A 21,704-nucleotide genomic window follows, 5' to 3' on the forward strand; every position below is an offset into this window, starting at 1 on the left:
GTGGAACAAACAGGTCAAATGTATGATACATCTGCAGCTCAAATAACTTTGAAAAATATGTCAGGCATGAAGAAGCTCAAGAGATATCTCCCTTTATTTCTTCTTATGATTCCAGGCTTATTATACCTCATAGTGAACAACTATATGCCGATGTTCGGAATATTCATCGCTTTTAAAAACATCAACTACTCGAAGGGGCTTCTCGGCAGTGAATGGGTTGGTCTTAGGAATTTTGAATATTTGTTCAAGACCTCGGACGCCTTTATTATTACAAGAAATACGATTATGTATAACCTAGTTTTTATCGTGATCGGGACGATCCTCTCCATCGCGGTTGCACTTTTGTTGAACGATATCCGGAATAAAATTCTTAACCGCTTTTATCAAAGTATCATCGTATTGCCCCACTTGATTTCTTTCGTTATTGTTGGGTATCTCGTATATGCGCTGCTCAGTATTGATAGCGGCTTTATGAACAAGACCATTTTGCCAATGTTAGGCATTAGCGAAATTTCTTGGTACACGGAAGCGAAATATTGGCCATTCATTCTGACGATTGTTCATTTTTGGAAATCTGTTGGGTTATCTTGCATCATATACTTGGCTTCGATCATCAGTATAGATCCGGAGTATTATGAAGCGGCAAAGTTAGACGGCGCTTCCAGATGGCAACAAATCCGCTCGATTACACTTCCTCTCATCACACCGGTTATTACGATACTGACTCTGCTTGCGATCGGACGCATTTTTTACGCCGACTTCGGATTGTTCTATCAAGTGCCGATGAATTCCGGCGCCGTAGCGGAAACAACCAACGTTATCGATACGTATGTATTCCGCGCTCTGATGAACGCTGGCGATATCGGCATGTCCTCCGCAGCAGGCATCTATCAATCGATCGTCGGTTTTGTTCTCGTCATCTTATCAAACTATATCGTTCGTAAAGTAAATAAAGAGAATGCTTTATTCTAATTGTCGGGGGTGGGAAACGATGCAATTTGAAAGCAAAAGCTACCAATGGATCGCCAGCATCATCATGATGACCCTATCCATCACATGTATTATTCCTTTCGTTCTATTAATAATGTCCTCCGTAGCAAGTGAAGAAAGTATCATACAATATGGTTACTCCTTCTTTCCGGCGGAATTCAGCTTAAAAGCTTATGAGTATTTGTGGAATCATGCGTTGGAGCTGGGCAGGGCTTATGGTATTACCGTTTTTATAACGGTCTTCGGGACGGCTGTAAGTCTTACGATCACGTCCATGCTTGCTTATCCGATGTCCCGCAGCGATATGCCGCTGAAAAATTTATGGGCGTTTCTCGTATTCTTTACGCTTCTTTTCAATGGCGGATTCGTTTCGAGTTATTTGATCTATACGCAAATTTTTCACATCAAAAATACGATTTGGGCACTGCTATTTCCAGGTTTGCTGATGAATGGATTTAACGTTTTGCTCATGAGAACCTTCTTTAGGACTTCGATTCCGTCTGCTCTGATTGAAGCGGCGAGTATAGACGGAGCGAGCGAAATCAAAATTTTCTACCGCATCGTGCTGCCGTTATCGTTACCGATAATGGCGACGATCGGTTTGTTTCAAGCGATTACGTATTGGAATGATTGGTTCAACGGTCTAGCCTATATAACGGATCCGAAATATTTTAGTATTCAGATGATTCTTAACAAGATGATGGAGGATATTCAGTTCTTGACAAGCAACAGCAATATTTCTGGACGCGCCACCCATGAAATAGGTCAAATTCCAAGCACATCGGTACGTATGGCTATTGCCGTGATCGGAGTTCTGCCGATTCTGATCGCGTATCCGTTCTTCCAGAAGTATTTTATCAAAGGGATTACCATCGGCTCAGTGAAATAAGCGTTCAGATGTTCTTCTTCATGGACTGGAGGTATCGGCCGATTATTCTCCCAAAAAAATAAAAGACGGCGCATGCCGCCATGTGCCATCTTTCGATCTGCAAATGTTACGCCGACGTCGGAGGAGTGAACACGTGCAGGACGAACTCATTGTCAATCATGAAGAACGCGTTGCTTCTGACTACATCTATTGAAATCACATGAATGAATTTCATAATTCAAAAGCCTTACCACACCTGAGTTTTAAGACGCAAAAGAGGGAGTACCTCCCCAAATCTCGAAGTGTTTAGTACCACTACCACACACCTGAGAGAGGGTTGAACTCCCGATGTATAGTATTCGCTAAGAAGAGCTATTTTCCTTGCACGAATTATTAGAAATGTCACCCAAAGATACATACACCCTGGTGTTCGGAACACTCGACATTTCGCCTTTCCTGAAAGTAGTTTCCAAAAAGAGCTTAAACGGAAAACCAACGCAGCTAAATTATGCTGCAATGTTAGTTTCTTTGTTCGTTCGCGTCATGGAACGGATTCCAACAATGAAAGACCTCATTAAAAGATTGGCCCGAAGTGTGGAATTCAGCACGCAATGCGGATTTACCGGTTCAGACCGAATCCCGAGTGAAGCATCTTTCAGGAGAATGATCCGTAAACTGCAAAATTCAGCCGTCTTCCAGGAAACACATAACAAGCTTATCCATCAGGCATTCCAAGAAGGATTTATTGACGCTTCGATTGTTGCTATGGATGCTACTCATATCGAGGCCAGAGATCGCCAGCCGGAAAAGAAAGTGGAATTCACGGATAACACAGATGAATTGCCGACTGAACTTCCAAAGAAAAAGCGCGGACGCAAGTCCAAGACCGAGAGGGATCATGGTTGAAAGAGCAAGCAGAGTTAGAAGCCAATCGGCCTTTGTTTGAGAAAAAGGTTGAGGAACAGCTTCGACACTCGTATTTTGAGCTAGATAAGCAGATTCCACTTGCGCCTGAATGGGGCATTAAAAAGAACTCAGAAGGCAAGAATGTGTTTTGGTATGGCTTTAAAGGGCATCTACTAGTGGACTCTAAAAGTCAATATATCCTGACGGCCCTTCTATCTTCAGGCAACATCAATGATGGCAAAGTGGCGATTCCTTTGCTCAAATCGCTGAGGGAGTTTCATCCATACCTCAAAGTGAATTACGTGCTTTCAGATGCAGGCTACGATCTCGCACCCATTTACCAGCAAGTACAGGTCCTAGGAGCTTCAGCACTCATCGATTACAACAAACGAAATGAACAACCCATCGAAGGAAAAGATAAGTATTTTCGCCCTACCTGCAAAGAAGGAAAGAGCTACAGGTACGATAGTTTCGATCCAAAGTATGAAACGCTCAAGTACACGTCACCAAAGGAATGTGGGAGCTGTCCATTTAACGATAGAGAATGCCAGAAAGTACACAAAGTAAAAGTCGAATCTGATATTCGTAAATACACAGTTCCAGCTCGCGGAAGCGATCGTTACTAGGAGTTATACAAAAACGAACGGCTGTTGAGCGTGTAAATGCTTATCTGAAGGAGTGTTTTCAGCTCAATGATATCCGTCATCGAGGAAAACTAGCAAGCGTAGACTTTCAGTTATCTTGTTTAGTTTATACAGCATGCAAATTAACAGTAGACCGTGTTAGAAAGAGCCAATCTCACAAGGCTGCCGCTTAATTTTTTTAAAAATAGATCGTAAAATTTCGGATAACACTAGCTTCATTCAAAAACATTATGAAATTGATTCACATATATATTAATTTATTGGATTTAACCTGATCTTTCAACCCCTCTCCATTGCAATCATTTGTACGATGGTGTTTAATTTCTTTATCTGCTTATCATATTGAAATCTTATATTTGTGAATTTAAAAAAAGAGGTGGATCAATGAGATACAATAACCCGATCATTAAAGGTTTCTACCCGGATCCAAGCATCTGCAAAGTGGATGGCACCTATTATCTGGTTTGCAGTTCTTTCCAATATTTTCCTGGTGTCCCGTTATTTGAAAGTAAGGATCTGATTAATTGGAGACAAATCGGCCATTGCCTAACCCGAAAAAGCCAGATTCAGCTGGGCACCGTGAATAGCTCCGGCGGCGTGTTCGCTCCAACCATTCGGTACAACAACGGGCGGTTCTATATGATCACGACCAACGATACCACTCGTCAGAATTTCTATATATGGACTGATAATATTTACGGGGAATGGTCTGAACCGATCTATGTGGATCAAGGGGGAATCGATCCGGATTTGTATTTTGAAGACGGGAAGACTTTCTTTATGAGCAACGGGACAGACGATAACGGTATTGGCGGAATCGTTCAGTGTGAAATTGACATTGAAACGGGTGGCAAACTGACGCCGAGCCGTTCGGTATGGCAGGGATCAGGCGGGCGCTATTTGGAAAGCCCTCATTTGTTTAAAGTTTATGGACGTTATTACCTGTTGGCAGCTGAAGGCGGAACCGAATATGGCCATATGGTCACTTATGCAAGGGGAGATTCCCCTTCCGGCCCGTTCGAAGCCTATCCGAAGAATCCCGTACTGACTAATCGTAATTTGGGTGGTTACGAACTGCAAGGGGTTGGCCATGGCGACCTGATTCAGGACCACGAAGGAAATTGGTGGCTCTTTCATTTGGGATTCCGTCAGATTGGACGGTGGCTTCCCTATCATCACCTTGGCCGCGAAGTATTCCTTACGCCGGTTACCTTTGGCGAGGACGGCTGGTTTACGGCAGGAGATAAAGGCACTAGTCTTACCAGTTTCGAGACTGATCGTATCTTCAACACGGTGATTCAGCAGGAGAAAAAGATTTTTACGTTCGAGAACACGGATTGGAATCTGGATTGGTGCTATCTTCGTCATCCTGTTGCAGAACAATATCTGTTAGAACTCGACAAGGCAAAGCTGAAAGGAACCGAAGTGACACTGGATGTTCCGGCATCCCCGACATTTATCGGCATACGCCAAAAAGACTTTTACGTAACAATCTCTTGCGATGTAAGCCTTACGAACGGAGAGGCCGGCATCACGCTCTATATGGATGAACATCATCATTATGATTTGGCTATTCGCAAAGATGAGAACGGGTATAAAGTTATCGAGCGCCTTAATATCGGGGATATCAAATCAATCGAAAATGAAGTGGACCTGGGAAGTGAAAATCATGCCACACTGGTTATAAGGGCAAGCCCTGAACGATATAGCTTCTTCACTCATGCGGACGGCAAGGACATTCTTTTAGGCACGGCACACACGAAATATCTATCTTCGGAAGTTGCCGGAGGATTTACAGGCGTTATCATTGGATTATATGCCTATGGGGAAGACTCTTTGGCTGAGTTTTCTAAATTTAAGTGCGAGTATGTTTAAAGGCTTCATTAATGGTTTATAGTTCAACTGTCAATTTCAAAACCGTTGAAGGACATTAAAGTATTGAAATAGACAATAAAGTCTTGAAGTAACAAATTAAGCTTTGAAATTAAATAGGTGTTCACTCTATTGGGTGAACGCCTATTTAATTTTGTGTATGGAGGGAGGAGGAGGGAGTCCTTAGTCATATCCAGGGCATGGGAGATTAAACTAACGAGCAGGTTAACGCAACCTTTTCAGTTGTTCAACGTCCTATTTTATGGAAGATCTTCAAAGGAAAAGATGATTATAAGATGGGGGGGATGGTATGAAGCAGAAAACGGTTTTCAAGTTTGCTGTATTGATGCTTACTGTTTTACTATTGATTTTTCTTGCGGCTTGTTCTTCCGAAAAAGCCCAACAAGTTCAAGATATAAAAACCGCAATGGGCAACGCAAATATAACTTATGAATCCATTCATCATATCGAAATAATTGATGAAGGTGTTGTTGTTTTATTATATAACTAAAGGTGGTTTAAACGAGGGATTCATTGAACGAAAAACTGATGGATGGAAATGGGTTTTTGGTGGAGGAAGTGCTGAAGAGTTCCCTCAAAATGGTGTTTCCTGGAACGTAACAAATGTAATTGATCGGGGTATTGGTTTAGCTTGTGGTGTTATAACAAACGAAAAGATTATCGGAATAACTTTTAATGGTGAACCCGCTAAGGTAGTTTCTACTAGTGGAAAGACGATTTGGTTTACTATTACAAATTCTCCAATAACTAATTTTCAAGTGAAAGGCTATACAAGTGATAATCAAGAAATTGTAGTCAATTAATTAAATCAATTGCCTTTGTTCAACGAAGAACTATAGTTGAGGGGCTTGCTTCGCGGCAGCTCCTCCTTTTGTTCATTCAAGTAACGGGCAGATTAGTGTAATAACGAGTGTGGATTTAATAGCTTTTATGGAGGGATTATTGGGAGAATCTAGAAATTTATATGGAAGAAAAAGAAGGGTGCTGTGATGACGTATGTTTTTAGTTAATTCTCGTGCAATAATTGAAAGAACTTTGGATGGAACAATCGAAATTGTAGTTCAAACACGAAATAAACCTGGTGAATCTCAACGGATTGAACTTCCTGGTGGGAGAATAGAACAATACGAATCAGAGAAGTAAAGGAAGAGAGACTGGGCTTGATGTAGTAGAAATTGAAGGTGAGGAAACAAGGATTGATACAGTGGGTATCGATCCAAGTTTTGAAGTTGAATGTATAAAACCCTTCGGGGCTTATCAGACCATTAATGGACCCTTTGATACGGTTGGTGTGTACTTCCGTTGTAAGGTACAGGGTGAGTTATTAAAATTAGGTGATGAAACTAAGAACCCCAGATGGATTACCGTAGAAGAATTAAGACAACTAATGAATGAGGATCCCCTCCAATTTTCCAATGTAGACAGAGCAGGAATTATATTTTACTTAAAATATATTGAAATGTTGTAAAACTATACTAACATATGCTCTGATTCACTATCGGATTGTTAGGAGGTATTTTTTAAATTGAAAAATGTATATATAGTCAGACATTGTCAAGCAGAAGGACAATCTGCTGATGCACGATTATCGGATTTAGGTCTAAATCAGGCAAACAAACTTACTGAGTTTCTTATACCGAAAAACATTGATTATATTATTTCAAGTTCCCAAACGGTGATACGCGGTCCCAAGGATGGATAAAACATTGATTATATTATTTCAAGTCCTTATGAAAGGGCTTATCGAACAATTTCTCCATTAGCTGAAAGACTTGGTATCGAAATTGTAACAGATAATCGATTGACCGAAAGGATATTATCTGAAAAAAATCACCCCGATTGGCGTGAAATGCTTCGACAAACGTACTACGATTTAGATTTGTTTTATGAGGGTGGCGAGTCGAGCAATGTAGCTACGCACCGTGTAATTGCTGTGGTTAAAGAACTATTAAATAGTCGGTTTGAAAATATTATAATAGCTTCACATGGAAATCTCATATCTCTGCTCTTGAAATATTTTGATGATCGGATTGGGTATAAGGAGTGGGGAAACCTGTCTTATCCAGACGTGTTCCACCTCTCCTTTATGAAGGATACTCCAAATATAGAACGAATTTGGACTGACTAAGTGAACTATTTTAGTTAGTGGCTTCTTCAAATATCATTAAACTAACAGGTAACGATATTTGAATAAATACCCAAGAATAGACTGCCTGCATGAACGGCACCATTCTTGGCCCTTATAAACTGATTGCAACGTGCTACCTGGATCGTGGAATTAAACCTCCTCGTGATGTGCTTTACAACAGCTCACTGACCTTTAGATCGAAGAAGGCGTTTATAGCTTTTTTTAGTTGCGGGTACCATACCCATCTCATCGGTTCTATCTGTGACGGGTCGGCGCACCATTGGACAGCAACATAAAGGCTCTGCACTACACACAGCCTGTAATCTAGACAAAGCTGCTCCCATGAATAGTGGTTCACTCCATTGCTGCGTAGCACATCATGATACTGCTGTAAAACCTGAAACTCAAGCGCCCTTCGGCTCTCAGTGTCCCACCAATGAATCATAGCGTAAGACAGATCGCTTACGCCTAGCCAGCAGGTCAACGACCAGACAAACGGCTGGCGATCAATCAAAAACAAGGGTACTAGGCCGTTCTGACGAATCAGGATATTGCCAGGATTCAAATCTCCATGAATGATGGTGAAACCTTCAAGTGACCGGGTTCTCGCTAGCATCCGCTCCGGATGCTTCTTCATAATCAGCGGCAATGCTTCAGTCCAAAGGTTGGGAATATCCTGTCGGCATGCTTCAAGCAAAGGGTCAAGCCCAGGGCGGATTGCTGAAAGATAGCGCTCAATCTCCTCCCTCTCTGGAACGGGCTGTCTTCCCGGTCTTCCTGCCCCTTGTTCGTTCGTCACCCAGTGATGGGCATGCAGTTTGGCAACAGCTTCCGCGAGCGCTCTACCGTACTGCGGGGTTGGCGGAACTTCCCAGCTCGGTCTGTGGGTGTCTGTGACATCCTCCAGCAGCAGGTGGTAGCTTTCTTCCGCCGCGTCATACCCTACATCGTAGCATCTGAGCAGGGGCGCATTCTGCAGGGTGATGTAGTCACGGGCATAGTAGGCGGGTTCAGATGCGGCGACGAATTGTGCTGAATCGCACAATTTGAGGAACAGGCTCTGCGGAAGCACACCTTTTGCCTCTTCTGAATAGGACACCCGTACCCGGTAAACCCTTGAGTTGTCGCTCCGCGCCGGAAATACTTCGAGCCCAGCCACTTCCCCTACAGTCAGCGCGCCTGTCCTCCGGAGAATCTCCGTCAACTGTACTCGCGACAGTTCGTATGGATGCCTAATCATCTTACTTCTATTCATAATAAGACCTCCCATAAATTAAAACCTCGACTATTCATAGTCACACGGCCGAGCACGCGCAATGGCGCCGCAAGCAATTTGTCCTGATCGTTCATTTTACGTATGTATGAATTAGATATGCATGAGGAGGTTGCGTTTTTTATGCAAGTTTGGATTCCATATGAGAGAGTCAGAAATCATCCTCCTAACTTTAGATGAGACGCGAATTTTATACAATCGAATTAATTTAGGCATCACTGGCTATTTTGAAGATTGGGACAAGTCAAGGTAATTGAAATCCTTAGCATGAACCGAACGCGGGGACGTTTAACTAACGGAAACGTTAGCACAATAATAGAGAAATTTGATTAAGCCGCTGCATCGTTTGCGCGGCTTTTATTGATTAACCGAAGAAAGCTAAAACTTGAACCAGTAATTCACATTGCATGATAAAACGCCTGGAGGTTGATGAACCAAAAGATATTATTGATCCACCGTTTGGGCAACGAGCATTTCCGTCAAAATTGAAGTCGCCACAAGACATAATCAGAAATGGCAATCAGCCTCCGTATAAGGTATTGCTCGATAACCCTGATTGGAAGCGTCCAGTTTATAAGTCATACTGGCATAGCAGCGTTTCTGGCGGTAGATGGAGTTATGTGCCGACTCGCTTGTATTACGCTCAACACCGTTTGTTTACGGATATTACTGCTGGCGCATCAGAGTATTACGATTTTGTTCACGACATTGGCTTAGAAGAAGAATTAGGTCACAGTTCAACAGAGCCAAAAGACGAAAGTCAGATAATACGTCTTGGTCAAATTGTAGTTGTTGTCATGCAAGCGAAAATCGAAAAAGTGCTGACAAGTGGAAATCAAGTCGTGATTGTTGCAAGACCGAAGAGGAATGGCGTACAAGTGGTAACGGTGAATAAGGTAAATATGATGCTTGATGATCAGAAAGAAGCGATACTGTTTCAGCTTGTAACGCCGGAGGGTGATGAAATTGATTATTCGGTGTTATAGAAGTATCGTGTCGGGAACTTCTTGGATTATGAAGGTAACCTTCTAAGACAAATTGTTCAACTAACGGAAACGTTAGTTGAACAAGAAGGAGTAGTATGCTGCAGCAGCTGCTCCTTCTTGTTTTTTATTGCAAGAAGTACTTCACTTTTTTGAAGTAACAAGTGACAAATTAAGTTTTGAAGTAAAATATGCGTTCACACTATTGAGAGAAAGCATACGAACGGGCAGATTAGCGTATGTGGAAGCCATTATCGCACTTGCGCATAGTCTGGGACTTGATGTCGTGGCCGAGGGCGTGGAGACGGAGCAGCAGTATGCGATTTTGGATGCTCTGGGCTGCGACCATATTCAAGGCTACTATTCCACAGGCCGATGCTTGCGAAAGAAGCCGCTTCAAAACTGAAAGCATTGCATAACGGTAAGCCGCACGGTGTGTGACCTGATAGGTTGCGCACCGTGCGGCTTTTTTCGAATGGTGCCGCATGCCGGAGGATCATAAAGGGCGAAATTTTCAAAACGTTAATATAAAACATGAATGGTTCTTACAAACTGAAAATATAATTTACAAATAGACGCGGGGTGCGAAAAAAAATTTCAGACAAATCGACATAGAAGCGCCCCGACATGATCCCAAAGAAACAGGAGGTAAGCTACAGAATGAGACAGACGAATCGAAGAATTCTCCATGTGCTGCTCAGCCTAAGCATGGCCTTTGCCATGCTGGTTCCGCTGCAGACGGTACAAGCTGTCGACAGTGACCCGGCGGCTGCGCAATTACTGGACACAAGGAGCATGGAAATTGCACCGAACGCGACCTACAACTGGTACAGCATGAAGATGCCGAGAGGATTGGAAAAGGTCCATAGCGTAGAGTTCAGCCCGACCGATCCGAACTTGGAGCTGTTAGCAGGCACCAAAGGCGGAAAAGTATATGGGATGCAAGGGGTCACCGAGATGGCCCAATATTACGATAAACCCGGACAACGGGTGATTGCAGGTGTAAACGGTGATTTCTATGATTTGAGCGGCTACGGCTCCGGGGTTCCTGGCGGATTGTTCATGGGCGACGGCAAAATCCTTAATACGCCGGACTCGAACTATGCCGTCTTCCTTATGGACTACGACGGTACGACGCGTTATGTGCCTAACCCGAAGCTGACTCGAACGCTAACCATTAACGGAGCGACAAGCAATATCACGCATATTAACCGTTATCGTGGAAATGATGAGCTGATTCTATACACGTTCGACTACGCCGACACGACGAAGACGAACGAGTTCGGTGATGAAGTGGTGCTCGATGTTCTCGAGGGGGAAGCGAAGAGCGGCCAAACGATGAGGCTTAAGGTCTCGGAAGTGCGGAAGGATGCAGGCAATACTCCTCTTGCAGCGGGCAAAGTTGTGTTGTCGGCAAGCGGAACGGCAAGACCTGTTCTTGCTGGGCTTAAAGCCGGTGACGAGATAACGGCGAGCTTCAACTTCCCGGCAGGGTTCGAGAACGTGAAAGTCGCCATGAGCGGGTACCAACTGATGCAGAACGGCACCGTATTGAACAACGTCCCGCCTGCAGGCATTCACCCGCGCACGGCGATCGGCTCGAAAGCCGACGGGACCGTAGTGATGATCGAGATCGACGGACGACAGCCGGGCTTCAGCGAAGGGGTGGAGACGTCAGAGCTCGGTGATATCATGAAGAACATGGGTATCGTGAATGCGATCAACCTCGACGGCGGCGGCTCCTCGACCTTCATCGCCAGATTGCCCGGCGAGTCGAAGTTTAAGCTGCTCAATACGCCTTCCGACGGAGGCGAGCGGCAAACCGGCAACTCACTGCTGCTCGTGAACAAAGCATCAGAGGGGGCGGCGGCCAAGCTGGTCGTGCAGCCGCAGCTGGAGCGCGTGCTGGCCGGCACGAAGCTGCCTTTGAAGACGGCGGCGGTAGATGCCACAGGTCATCCTGCCGCCATGCCAGCGGGGACGCTCAGCTGGTCCGTCGATCCGGAATACGGAAGCATCGACGAGGCGGGTGTGTTCACCGCAGGTACGAAGGCCGGCATGGCTGCGATCCAGGTGACTGGCGGTGGCTTAACCGGTACAGGCACTGTGGAGGTTGTCACGGAGCTGACGGAGCTGAAGTTTCCGGACGTGGAAAAGGCGGTAGATACCGCAGCCTCCGTACCTTTGAAGGTACAGACGCTTCGCAACGGACAGCAGATTGTGGCTGAGAATCGCCTGCTCGAATGGAGAGTGGAGGGCGACATCGGCACGATCGATGCGAACGGAGTGCTTAAGGCGACAAGCGAGAGTGGCAAGAGCGGCAAAATTTTCGTCAAATACGGATCGGTAGAAACCTCTATGAATGTAAACGTCGGCACACCGCCGGTCATATTGGAGGATTTCGAAGGGGGTCTAAGTAAATATTTGACGACGGCGGGAGCCAGCTACAATAAAGCGGTAGCCAGCATCACCAACGAAGATGAATTTGTGCGCTTCGGGACGAAGGCGCTGAAGCTGGAATATGATTTTACAGGGAAGCCGAGCACTTCAGGGGTGTACTTGCAGTCGACGAATGCGTCGAACTACATTGACATCCCGGGCTATCCGAAGAAAATCAGCATGTGGGTGTACGGCGACGGCAGCGGCTACTGGCTGCGATCGCAGCTGCGTGCGAAGGACGGCACCGCGAGCGGTACGCCGATTAACTTCACGGACGATGTGACTGGCGTCAACTGGAAAGGCTGGAAATACGTCGAGGCGGACGTGCCGGCCGGATTAACTCCGGGGCTGAAGCTGGACATGCCGGTTCGTCTAATGGCTACAGCCGCTAAGGTAAAAGGTGCAGGCGCCATCTATGTCGATAACATCCGAGCGCTTTACGGACCATCAACTGATGACATCGAACCTCCTATTATCAAAAATCTAGAGCCCGTCGAGGGCAGCACCATCACCACGAACCTTCCGAACATTCGGGCGATCGCCGAGGATGCCGGGTACGATCGAACGCAGCATCCAGGTACGACGCTGATTGATCCGGAGAAGATTGCATTCTTCATCGATAACAATCCGGTGACGCATACGCTGTATCCTCCTGAAGGACGGATTTCGCACAAGGTTGACGTACCGTTGGTGGACGGCTTGCATAAGGCAAAGATCCAGGTTCGCGACCTGTTCGGAAATCGTACGGAGAAGGAATGGACCTTCAACGTTAATACCGGCTCAGCCAAATTTCAATACAGCGCACCTGCGGTTACGAACGCCGGAGGCACGTATTCGGTGGACATCAAAGGCGGCAATGTAGGGCTGATCGGAGGAGGCGAACTGAATTTCAAACTCGATCCGGCTAAGGTGGAGGCGCTGCAGTTCATTCCCGGCGGCAAGCTGAGCGGGAGTCAGGCGCAAGCGTCGGTGGACTCGGTTGCGGGTACGGCCAAAATTACGTTTGCAGGGTTGAATAGCCTCACGCTGACGGATTCCGATGTTCTCGGCAGCCTGCAATTCCGGGTGAAGTCGGATGCAGTCGGCAAGCATACGATTCAGTTCCAATCGGGCACGATCAAACTGGCATCGGATCCGAGTCGCGCTTGGCCATTCTTCGGACTTCCGCTCGAGGCGGATATTCAATACGGCCTGCAGGTCGGGTGGGATGAATTCGGTGTCGTGCAAGGTCATTCGACGAATTTTACGTTAACGGGTGAGTCCGGGGCGGCGGCCTCCGGGGCCAAGCTGCTGGTAGACGGGGTGGAGCGAGGTACCGCGGACGGCGCGGGCAAGCTGACGCTGTCCGACCTGACCGGGGCGCTGAAGACGTACAAAATCCAAGCGGTGAAGGATTCCGTCTACAGCCCAGTGATGACGCTGACGGTATCGAAGCTGTTCGGCACGATGACGCCGTACAACGTGAATGTGAGCATGGGCGGCGATCCGAAACACGAGCGCGGTTTTACATGGCATACGCATCCGAGCGTTGAGGGCACGGTGCTGGAGCTCGCGAAGAAGGACGGGTTCACCGGCTTTGATCAGGCAGGGGTTATGAAGGTAGAGGGCGACAGCTCGCTGTTCGTCACGTATGATATCGGTACCGTTCGCGTGCATAAAGCGACGGTCAGCGGTCTGGAGCCGGGAACAACGTATGTGTACCGGGTCGGCAATGGCAGTGGCGGCCAAGTTAGCGGTCAAGGCACATTCACGACGGCGCCGGAAAGCGGCGATCATTTGAAGTTTGTGTTCTTCGGCGACTCTCAGGCGTCGGACAGCGCGGGCTATGACAAGTGGGCGGCTACGGTGAACAAAGCGGTGGCGGAGCATCCGGATGCGGATTTCCTGGCTCATGCAGGCGATATGGTTGACTCCGGCCACTTGGAAGCGCAGTGGAACATGTTCTTTGACAAGGTCAAGGATCCGCTGATGAAGACGACATTGGTGTCCGTGCTCGGCAACCATGAGGTTACGGGAACGAAAGGCATCAGCGATTTTATGCAGCATTTCAATCAACCGGGGAACGGGTTGGATACGCTAAAGGGGACTCATTTTTCCTTCGACTATAAAGATGCGCACATTGTTGTTCTGAACAGCGAATACCAATATGCAGAGCAAAGAACATGGCTGCGTCAAGATCTCGCGGCGACGAAACAAAAGTGGAAGATCGTCCTGTTCCACCGCGGTCCATACGGCAGCATCTATGATACGGTGGAAACACGCGAGCAGTGGACGCCGGTGTTCGATGAGTTTAAGGTGGACTTAGTGTTGAACGGACACGATCATATTTATTTGCGCAGTTACATGAAGAACAACCAGCCGGCAGCTGCCGGGGAAGGTACGGCTTATGTGACCGCAGGTTCGACAGGGCCAAAGTTTTACGATTTGGTGCCGAAGCCTTGGACGCAATTTACCGATGGTGAGCAAACGCAAATGTACGTAACGGTGGAGACGGCCGGCGATGAAATGTCGGTTGTGACGAAAACGGTCGGCGGCCGTGAGGTGGATCGGTTTACCGTGTCTTCGAAGGCAGCCGATACCGCTCAGTCCGTCGTGATTAATAAGCCGGAGGTTCAGCTTCCGTTCGGCGGCTCCGTCAAGCTGGAAGCGACGGTACTACCGGAGACGGCTCAGGACCGCTCGGTGACGTGGTCGGTGTACAACTCGACGGCTCCAAATGTCGTTGAGGTGACAAATGATGGGGTCGTCCATGCGGTTGGGTTAGGTACTGCCGTCGTGCGGGCAACCAGTGTGAACGCAGATGTGTACGCGGACAGCGTGGTAATGGTGCTGGATGAGACGGCTCCGGTCACTACAGCCGAATTACCTCCGGCCAATGCCAACGGATGGTATCATTCGGATGTAAAGTTGACCTTAAATGCGTCGGATCCATTATCCGGTATCGATAAAGTTCAATATCGGATCAATGGCGGCCAATGGCAAACCTATGATGGCGCCATAGACGTTTCAGCTGAAGGAACGAATACAATTGAGTATCAAAGTAAGGACAAAGCAGGAAACACGGAAGAGCTAAAGAGTGTAGTCGTGAAACTAGATAAAACAGCACCGGAAATGCAAATGAATCAGAATAAAAACGAGCTGTGGCCGGCAAATCATAAAATGGTGACCGTAACGGTCGGAACTTACGGCGCAATAGACCTTTCCGGCATTCAGTCCATTGTTTTAAAATCCATCACCTCCAACGAACCGGAAAATGGTCTTGGGGACGGAAACACCTCGCTAGATATTCAAAATGCGGACTTTGACACACCGGATTATGTGTTCGATTTGAGGGCTGAGCGATCCGGAAACGGAGGAGGCCGTGTATACACCATTACTTACGCCGCTACGGATTATGCAGGTAACGTGAAAACAGTAACATTGACGGTAACAGTTCCGAAGAACCGATAACAAGAATGATCTGATAAATAATGGCTCCCGCTCTAATGGTGGGGGCCATTTATCGTTGTACTTTTACGATATTGGAGCTGATGCCAGCCATTTATGAGGGGTGTTGTTACGAAAACAGCAACTTTGCTTGAACGAGATTCAACTGTGACTTCTTTATTGCGGTTTCCCGAACAATATATATGATGATTGGGAGCGCACGAAAACAATAAATTTCAGAGCATTAGTAATAGTTTCTTCCTTCCGGCTTTGATAACCAAGTGTAAACCTCTTATTTTCCCGAAACCATGCTCGATTATGAAAAATTAAAAAAACAAACGTGGTTTCAGGAATATCAAGACAGTGATGCCAATATCAATGGAATACCAATGACCCAATCCTCAATCCTTATATAACTAAAGTCTTGAAGTAACAAACAAAGACTTGAAGTAAATTAGACGTTCACTCTATTGGGTGAACGTTTATTATTACTTCTTATGTAGAGGAGTCCTTAGTCGTATGGAAGCAACTCAGTCAACCCGTGGTGATTAAACTAACGGGCAGGATAGTTTGGAATTAAATAGAAGTATTAAAGGTTATAAAGAGGTCAATTTAAAAATTTTTATGACTATATAACAAATGGAGGAATAGCATGTATAAATATTTAGCACTTAATGATCAAAATTTATTAGGCGGTTCATTCTTTACATATCCAGGAGTTGAATATGGGAAAGAAAGTGCAAAGTTTAGGGGATCATTAATTACTTTATTTGCAGAACCTATATATAAAACAGATAATGCTTCCAATGCTTATACATATGTGATCCAAGTCAAAGATAACAATCAGAATTCATGGATTTTCACGATTTACGAAGGACCTAGCGGAACAGCAATTGGTTATAACGGTAAGGGAGATAAGGAAACGGAAAGGGCAGCTGAAGCCTTAATAAATGAAATTAAAATGACGATACCTAGTGATTTTGAAGAAGTTGTTTTTTATCATGATTTTGGTAATAAAATCACATATGGATGTAGTAATGGGGTTTGCTATTTTAATGAGGAATTAGGTGATACCTATTTCAACTAATTGAAACGCTGCCGTGCAGTTCACGCCGATGCGGTCGATAAACCGGGACAGCGGCATGAAGTCCATCATTTCAATTCCATCCTTTACAAAAAGTCTCCTCTCCATTATTGTGCAGGGAGAACCGTTTCTGCAAATCTCTTTACAAGCGAGCCATATCCAGACGTAATAGGAGGAAGAGGAATAGATGACGCGTTTTTATCGCCCCTTGCATGCTCCCCAATTGCAGCCGAAGCTGCATCGACCCTCGCACAGCTTCCGGGAGTTTGCGCCGAGCCACCGCCTGGCGTCGCATGTCGCTACCTATTGGACGGTGGATTTCCAGCCGGTACCGGGCAATCAGGGGCATCGAGTCATACCCGATGGCTGTGTTGATATTATCGTGGATCTGCTGGCTTCATCAAGCCGGCAGGCTGCTTATGTCGTAGGGCTAACGACGCAAGTCGAAGTTTTGCATTTTGCAAAAGCACGTTCGGTATGGGGCATCCGGCTGTATTCGGAGTCGGCCCGCACGATCCTAAAGTCTCCCATATCGGAATTTACGGCAAATCGTGTGTTTATGGAGGAACTCTGGGGACAGGAAGCGCTGGATTGGGTCGAAAAGCTGCTGACTGCCAAATCGATTCCGGACAGGATCGATGTCGTCGAGCAGCAATTGGGCCAAATGCTGGCTGGAGCCGAGGCGTCTGCTCCCACTTTGGTGTACCAGAGCATGCAGTATATATACGATTACAAAGGCAATCTTTCCGTAACGGATTTGGCGGATAAAGTGAATTTCAGCGAGAGGCATCTGCGGAGGGCCTTTGAACGAGAGCTTGGCCTCAGCCCTAAGGAAATGCTCGGTATCGTCCGCTTTCAAAGCGTGCTGGAGGAATTGTACAGCGGAAACTATTCCAGCTTGACGGATCTGGCGCTTCAACACGGGTACTACGATCAGTCGCACTTCGCCGGCGCTTTTATGCGTTATTACGGGCTGCCGCTCAAACGTTTGACCAGGCAGGAGTGAGGAAGTCCGTTTTTTACTATTTTTCGGTGCGGAACAATCGCTACAATGGGGGTGAAAATCTAACAAGGTGAGGGAGCTGCAAGACATGACGGTAAAGTTGAAGCGAGTTGGGATTTACGTAGAACAGATGAATAGGGCATTGGATTTTTATCGTGTGCTGGGGCTGGCTATTCCGGACGGTGCTGACGAAGCGCATCACGTAGACGTGGAGCAAGACGGAATTGTGTTTGCATTCGACATGGTGGAATCGGTAAAGAGCGTTTTTGAAGGTTGGGAAGTGCCTACCGGCTATCGGACCGAGCTCGCCTTTCAGCTCTCTAGCCGTGAAGTGCTAGATAACTTGTACCGTCAGCTGACGGCACTTGGACATGACGGCTACCTCGAGCCGCGTGATACGCCGTGGGGCGAGCGATATGCGATTGTAAAGGACCCCGACGACAATTTAATCAGTCTCGTCGCTTAACGGAGAGGAGGAATACGGCATCAAACAACAAGTAGATGGGAAGCACTGCCGCCAGTATTTCTCCGTCTGCTTATTTTCAACGTTTGTCGGAGGACAAGTACATCTATCAAAGGAAGTCGCATAAACTGCGGCTTTTTTATTTTTTGTATAGAAGTTCTTGTCGTTTGCTCAAGACAAGAACTTCAACTTCTATACAATCCCGTAATCCCCAGAATGCCAGCTTATTAAGCAAACGGGCAGTATACTTCCAATATGTGTTAAAATGAGCAAGCAAAGTATTAAAGGCAAAACGTAGGAATCTGTTAGGTTATTAACAACCCCAAATATGGTAGTATGTTGAAAAGATTCAGTTCCGGAGGTGGAAAGTTGAAAGTACTTGGAATTGTAGGAATTATCTCTGGCATCTTTCTATTAGGATTAAGTGGGTTGGAAAGGTATTGATATTTGTTGCTGTTGCCGATAAAACAATTCAAATGGACGCAGTGAGAAACTTAACTCCATCGTATATTTGGAATATAACAAACTGGACATTTGGAACCGGTTTATTTCTTTGTTTACTTGGGTGTGAATTATTTCCTCGTGTGCGCCGCATTGGATGATAATCAATGGAAGATAGTCTTAGCCCCAGTTAAATCAATAATTACAGATATGAGTGAGAGCCGCCATATCCCCTACCTCGATTTTCTTGGTGGATAATTCGAAACATTAACCCGTAAATCATTTTATCGTTCTTGATGAAGGAAAAATGCAGTGCATGGCTGAGTCTTGCCAAGCACTGCTTTTGTTGTTACTGGAAAAACTCATTAAACAGTTTAATGGTTTCCTGCGGTTTCTGCTCTGCGATCCAGTGTCCTGCTCCATCCAGTTTCACCGATTTTACATCAGTCGCATATTGACGCAAATGTGCATCAAGATTATTAAAAGTGGATTCAAAACCTCCAATACCGAGAACTGGCATTGATAGTTTTGGATAAGTTTTCAAATCTTCAATATCTTGCCTGAATGTTTTATACCACCCGTTACTTGCGCGAATTGCTTCAGCACTTGAATATGCCGCATAGTAGACTTCTTTGACCTCTTTGGTCATAGAAGGCTTGCCATAGGCCAAATAGTCAAAGAGCCAATCTTGATAAATACGCATTCCATTTCCTTGCAGCAATTTCTCAGGCAATTCTGGAACAGAATTGAGTCCAAACCACCAAGGGTAAATAGGATGGTCTTTAACGCTTGTATCGTACACTCCCGGTGGCGGCAAGAGAGGGAGTCCCAGATAGCGTTCAGATGGATGAGCAACATCCAACAAAGCTAGTTTTGTCGTAGCTTGAGGGTAATTAGCTGCATAAGCATAAGCAACAAATGCCCCAATGTCATGCCCTGCCATATTAACTTTCGTATAGCCAAGCTCTTTGACCAAGGCATAGACATCTGACGCCATTGTCTTCTTGTCATAGCCTGAGGCAGGCTTGTCAGAGCTGCCCATTCCACGATATTCAACGACATAAACATGATATTTCTTTGCTAGTTCCGGCATAATTTTGTGATACGCATACCATGTTTGCGGCCAGCCTGGAAGAAGGAATAGCGGTTCACCCTTACCCCCTTCAACATAGTGAAGCGTGATTCCATTTACCTTTTTGTATCCGTTTTTGAATCCTGGAAGTGTTTTGACGAGCTCCTTATCAGAATAAGCTTTGTTTGCGGATGCATCATTATTCTGGTTGTTGTTTGTTGTGAAAGCTGTAATAAGAGCAGACACAAGCGCTAACAACAGAAAAAATGCACTAAATTTGGCATACTTTCTCGTTGTTCCTTTTGACATAATAAATCCTCCATTAAAAATATTTTGGTAGTTACAACATAAAGCCTAGTTTCCCCCCACTTACAACGTCATTACAATTCCCAATTGCAAGGTAAGGTATGTATGAGTTCAGATACCGATTTGTTGCCTCATTTTGAAGGAGAATGTAGTGTGTTCGGGGATGGGGTTCTCATTAATTATGAAAATTACTCTTGATAAATCAAGGTTTTCCTATGCATTTTTCTCACTAAATATGACGCCACACACGTCGGTGAATCTAACGACACAATATGACCCCATAAAACTCATTGAAAAGACCACGCCAACGTGCTTTTGGCACTTTCGTGTCGCTCGCCGCGACATAAAAGTGCCGACATTGTACTCAAACGACACAAATGTGGTGACATTACAGATCCTCGAAACGGTCAGTATAGGTTGCGAAAAGGTCTTTTATCACAACCAAGTCTAATACTTTAACTTTAAGAAATCCTCTGGGCTGTTTTGCAGCTTAGAGGATTTCTTTTTTGAGACAAGATTCAAAATAGTCGTACATTCATAGGTTCAGTCTAAAACTTATTTTTCTTAGCCGACAAAAAAAAGACTCGGTATCCCTCTGAATAAAAGGAGCTCCAGTCTAACACTATATTTTCACTTAACACAAGGAAAGCTTCTTTGACACAGATCGAGCAGCATGGTGTTAATAGGTAATGTCGGAACTGTTTGCTTGTGTATTTTGATAATTGCAGGGACAATTAATATTTTAGCTTTATTATAGTGATGTTATGACCCTTCCTATAATCGTCTGTACGCAATTTTAAATTTTCCACTCGCGAATATGTGTGTTCTGTATCTGTAAATGGCTAGAAAGTGGCAACGAGCGCGTTAGATGAGGATGGAGAGGAGATTTTAATGAAGTGGATTAGACAATTGTTTTGCAGACACAAAGTTTGCAACTTACGATGGGGATGTGACGTTTCACTTGGGCAAAATGCGGTAAGAAGCAAGATATAGTCTGGTGAATGAAAATTAGACCTACAACTTTCTAGCGCTGTGAGTCCAATTTCCTATATGTTATAACTGGGTTTGGTAGAACACAACCCGCTTCTCATAATAAATAAGAAGCGGGTTATCTTGGGCTGCTTTTGTTTTTTACATCGCTCGAAGCTGGTAGGACTAGCTTTTGACAGACCGTTACTAATTGCTCCACAGAAATTTTATTGAAAGCATCTTCCAATAGAAGTATTATTTATATGACAAAATGTCAACTTTGGGGCAGCGGGAGGGATGGCTAATAGTGAACGGAAAGAAAAAAACAATGTACACAATATTAGGTGTATTACTATTTGTTTTGTTGTTTCCTGGTTGTTCTAATAATCTAAGATATAAATTTGAGAAAACCTTCGGTAACCCACATTCATTTTTTTATGGTCTAGGCCTTGGAATTGCGAAAGGTAATCACCAAAATTATTATGATGATGAGTTTAACATGGATGATCACAAATCAATCTCATTTAACCTTGGAACGAGTCATGTGACAGTCTATGGTAAAGTAACAAATAGTGCAGATCCTCTTATTGTTATTCTAAATCAGAAAGTAATATACAACGGGGGGATGTCAAACAGTGATGTGCCGGGATTTTGGAATCATTTTTACATTAACAAGTATTTCGCGGTACCACTTGAAAACGTAAGCGCCGGTATGAATGAGCTCATTCTAACTAGTGGCAATGCGTCCGAAAAGATTATGATTGATGCGAGAAAGTAATTCCTTTACAGGGGAATTGTAAACAGCCACCAACTACG

The 21,704-nt window shown here is 45.2% G+C and carries 14 protein-coding genes and 4 pseudogenes; 16 read left to right on the forward strand and 2 right to left on the reverse strand.

What is annotated here, in order from left to right; genetic code table 11:
• Positions 1-66 precede the first annotated feature (66 nt).
• From ASD40_RS32735 to ASD40_RS32770, 8 genes and pseudogenes are all read left to right on the forward strand, one after another.
• Entirely contained in the window at positions 67-972 is a 906-nt protein-coding gene (locus tag ASD40_RS32735; RefSeq protein WP_082562625.1) for an ABC transporter permease, read from the forward strand.
• 19 nt (positions 973-991) lie between these two features.
• The gene (locus tag ASD40_RS32740) at positions 992-1,879 is read left to right on the forward strand and encodes a carbohydrate ABC transporter permease (RefSeq protein WP_057307316.1); all 888 of its coding nucleotides are present in this window, start codon (positions 992-994) and stop codon (positions 1,877-1,879) included.
• Positions 1,880-2,257: 378 nt separating this feature from the next.
• Positions 2,258-3,581: pseudogene (locus ASD40_RS32745) on the forward strand (transposase).
• A 211-nt stretch (positions 3,582-3,792) separates the two neighbouring features.
• Entirely contained in the window at positions 3,793-5,283 is a 1,491-nt protein-coding gene (locus ASD40_RS32750; RefSeq protein ID WP_057307317.1) for a glycoside hydrolase family 43 protein, read from the forward strand.
• A gap of 307 nt (positions 5,284-5,590) precedes the next feature.
• Complete coding sequence (locus ASD40_RS32755) at positions 5,591-5,791, forward strand: hypothetical protein (RefSeq protein WP_057307318.1); 201 nt, start codon at positions 5,591-5,593, stop codon at positions 5,789-5,791.
• Entirely contained in the window at positions 5,772-6,104 is a 333-nt protein-coding gene (locus tag ASD40_RS32760; protein ID WP_057307319.1) for a hypothetical protein, read from the forward strand. Before ASD40_RS32755 ends, ASD40_RS32760 begins: the two co-directional genes overlap by 20 nt.
• Positions 6,105-6,505: 401 nt before the next feature.
• On the forward strand, positions 6,506-6,769 hold the full coding sequence (locus ASD40_RS38925) for an NUDIX hydrolase (RefSeq protein ID WP_235549472.1): 264 nt from the start codon (positions 6,506-6,508) through the stop codon (positions 6,767-6,769).
• 57 nt (positions 6,770-6,826) lie between these two features.
• Positions 6,827-7,429: pseudogene (locus ASD40_RS32770) on the forward strand (histidine phosphatase family protein).
• A gap of 172 nt (positions 7,430-7,601) precedes the next feature.
• On the opposite strand, the gene ASD40_RS32775 reads toward ASD40_RS32770, so the two are convergent.
• Positions 7,602-8,699 (reverse strand): phosphotransferase family protein, encoded by a 1,098-nt coding sequence (locus ASD40_RS32775; RefSeq protein ID WP_082562604.1) that lies wholly within the window; start codon positions 8,697-8,699, stop codon positions 7,602-7,604.
• Positions 8,700-9,109: 410 nt separating this feature from the next.
• Here ASD40_RS32775 and ASD40_RS32780 point away from each other — a divergent pair, with 410 nt between their 5' ends.
• From ASD40_RS32780 to ASD40_RS32800, 7 genes and pseudogenes are all read left to right on the forward strand, one after another.
• Positions 9,110-9,688: a hypothetical protein gene (locus ASD40_RS32780; RefSeq protein WP_057307321.1), complete on the forward strand. Its 579-nt coding sequence runs from the start codon at positions 9,110-9,112 to the stop codon at positions 9,686-9,688.
• Between the two features lie 229 nt (positions 9,689-9,917).
• Positions 9,918-10,091: pseudogene (locus tag ASD40_RS38930) on the forward strand (EAL domain-containing protein); the annotation flags it as partial.
• Between the two features lie 932 nt (positions 10,092-11,023).
• A pseudogene (locus tag ASD40_RS39570) lies at positions 11,024-11,515 on the forward strand (phosphodiester glycosidase family protein); the annotation flags it as partial.
• A 72-nt stretch (positions 11,516-11,587) separates the two neighbouring features.
• The gene (locus ASD40_RS32785) at positions 11,588-15,574 is read left to right on the forward strand and encodes an OmpL47-type beta-barrel domain-containing protein (protein ID WP_235549473.1); all 3,987 of its coding nucleotides are present in this window, start codon (positions 11,588-11,590) and stop codon (positions 15,572-15,574) included.
• A 628-nt stretch (positions 15,575-16,202) separates the two neighbouring features.
• Positions 16,203-16,637 carry a hypothetical protein gene (locus ASD40_RS32790; protein WP_057307323.1) on the forward strand — a complete coding sequence of 145 codons (435 nt, stop codon included), beginning with the start codon at positions 16,203-16,205 and terminating at the stop codon, positions 16,635-16,637.
• 184 nt (positions 16,638-16,821) lie between these two features.
• Complete coding sequence (locus ASD40_RS32795) at positions 16,822-17,640, forward strand: helix-turn-helix transcriptional regulator (RefSeq protein ID WP_057307324.1); 819 nt, start codon at positions 16,822-16,824, stop codon at positions 17,638-17,640.
• An 85-nt stretch (positions 17,641-17,725) separates the two neighbouring features.
• On the forward strand, positions 17,726-18,103 hold the full coding sequence (locus ASD40_RS32800; RefSeq protein ID WP_057307325.1) for a VOC family protein: 378 nt from the start codon (positions 17,726-17,728) through the stop codon (positions 18,101-18,103).
• 787 nt (positions 18,104-18,890) lie between these two features.
• Here ASD40_RS32800 and ASD40_RS32805 read toward each other — a convergent pair.
• Positions 18,891-19,922, reverse strand: a complete 1,032-nt coding sequence (locus ASD40_RS32805; RefSeq protein WP_082562607.1) for an alpha/beta fold hydrolase — start codon at positions 19,920-19,922, stop codon at positions 18,891-18,893.
• 1,273 nt (positions 19,923-21,195) lie between these two features.
• Here ASD40_RS32805 and ASD40_RS32810 point away from each other — a divergent pair.
• Positions 21,196-21,666 (forward strand): hypothetical protein, encoded by a 471-nt coding sequence (locus ASD40_RS32810; protein WP_057307326.1) that lies wholly within the window; start codon positions 21,196-21,198, stop codon positions 21,664-21,666.
• The last annotated feature ends 38 nt before the right edge of the window (positions 21,667-21,704 follow it).

Source organism: Paenibacillus sp. Root444D2, from assembly GCF_001426375.1.
Lineage (GTDB): Bacteria > Bacillota > Bacilli > Paenibacillales > NBRC-103111 > Paenibacillus_E.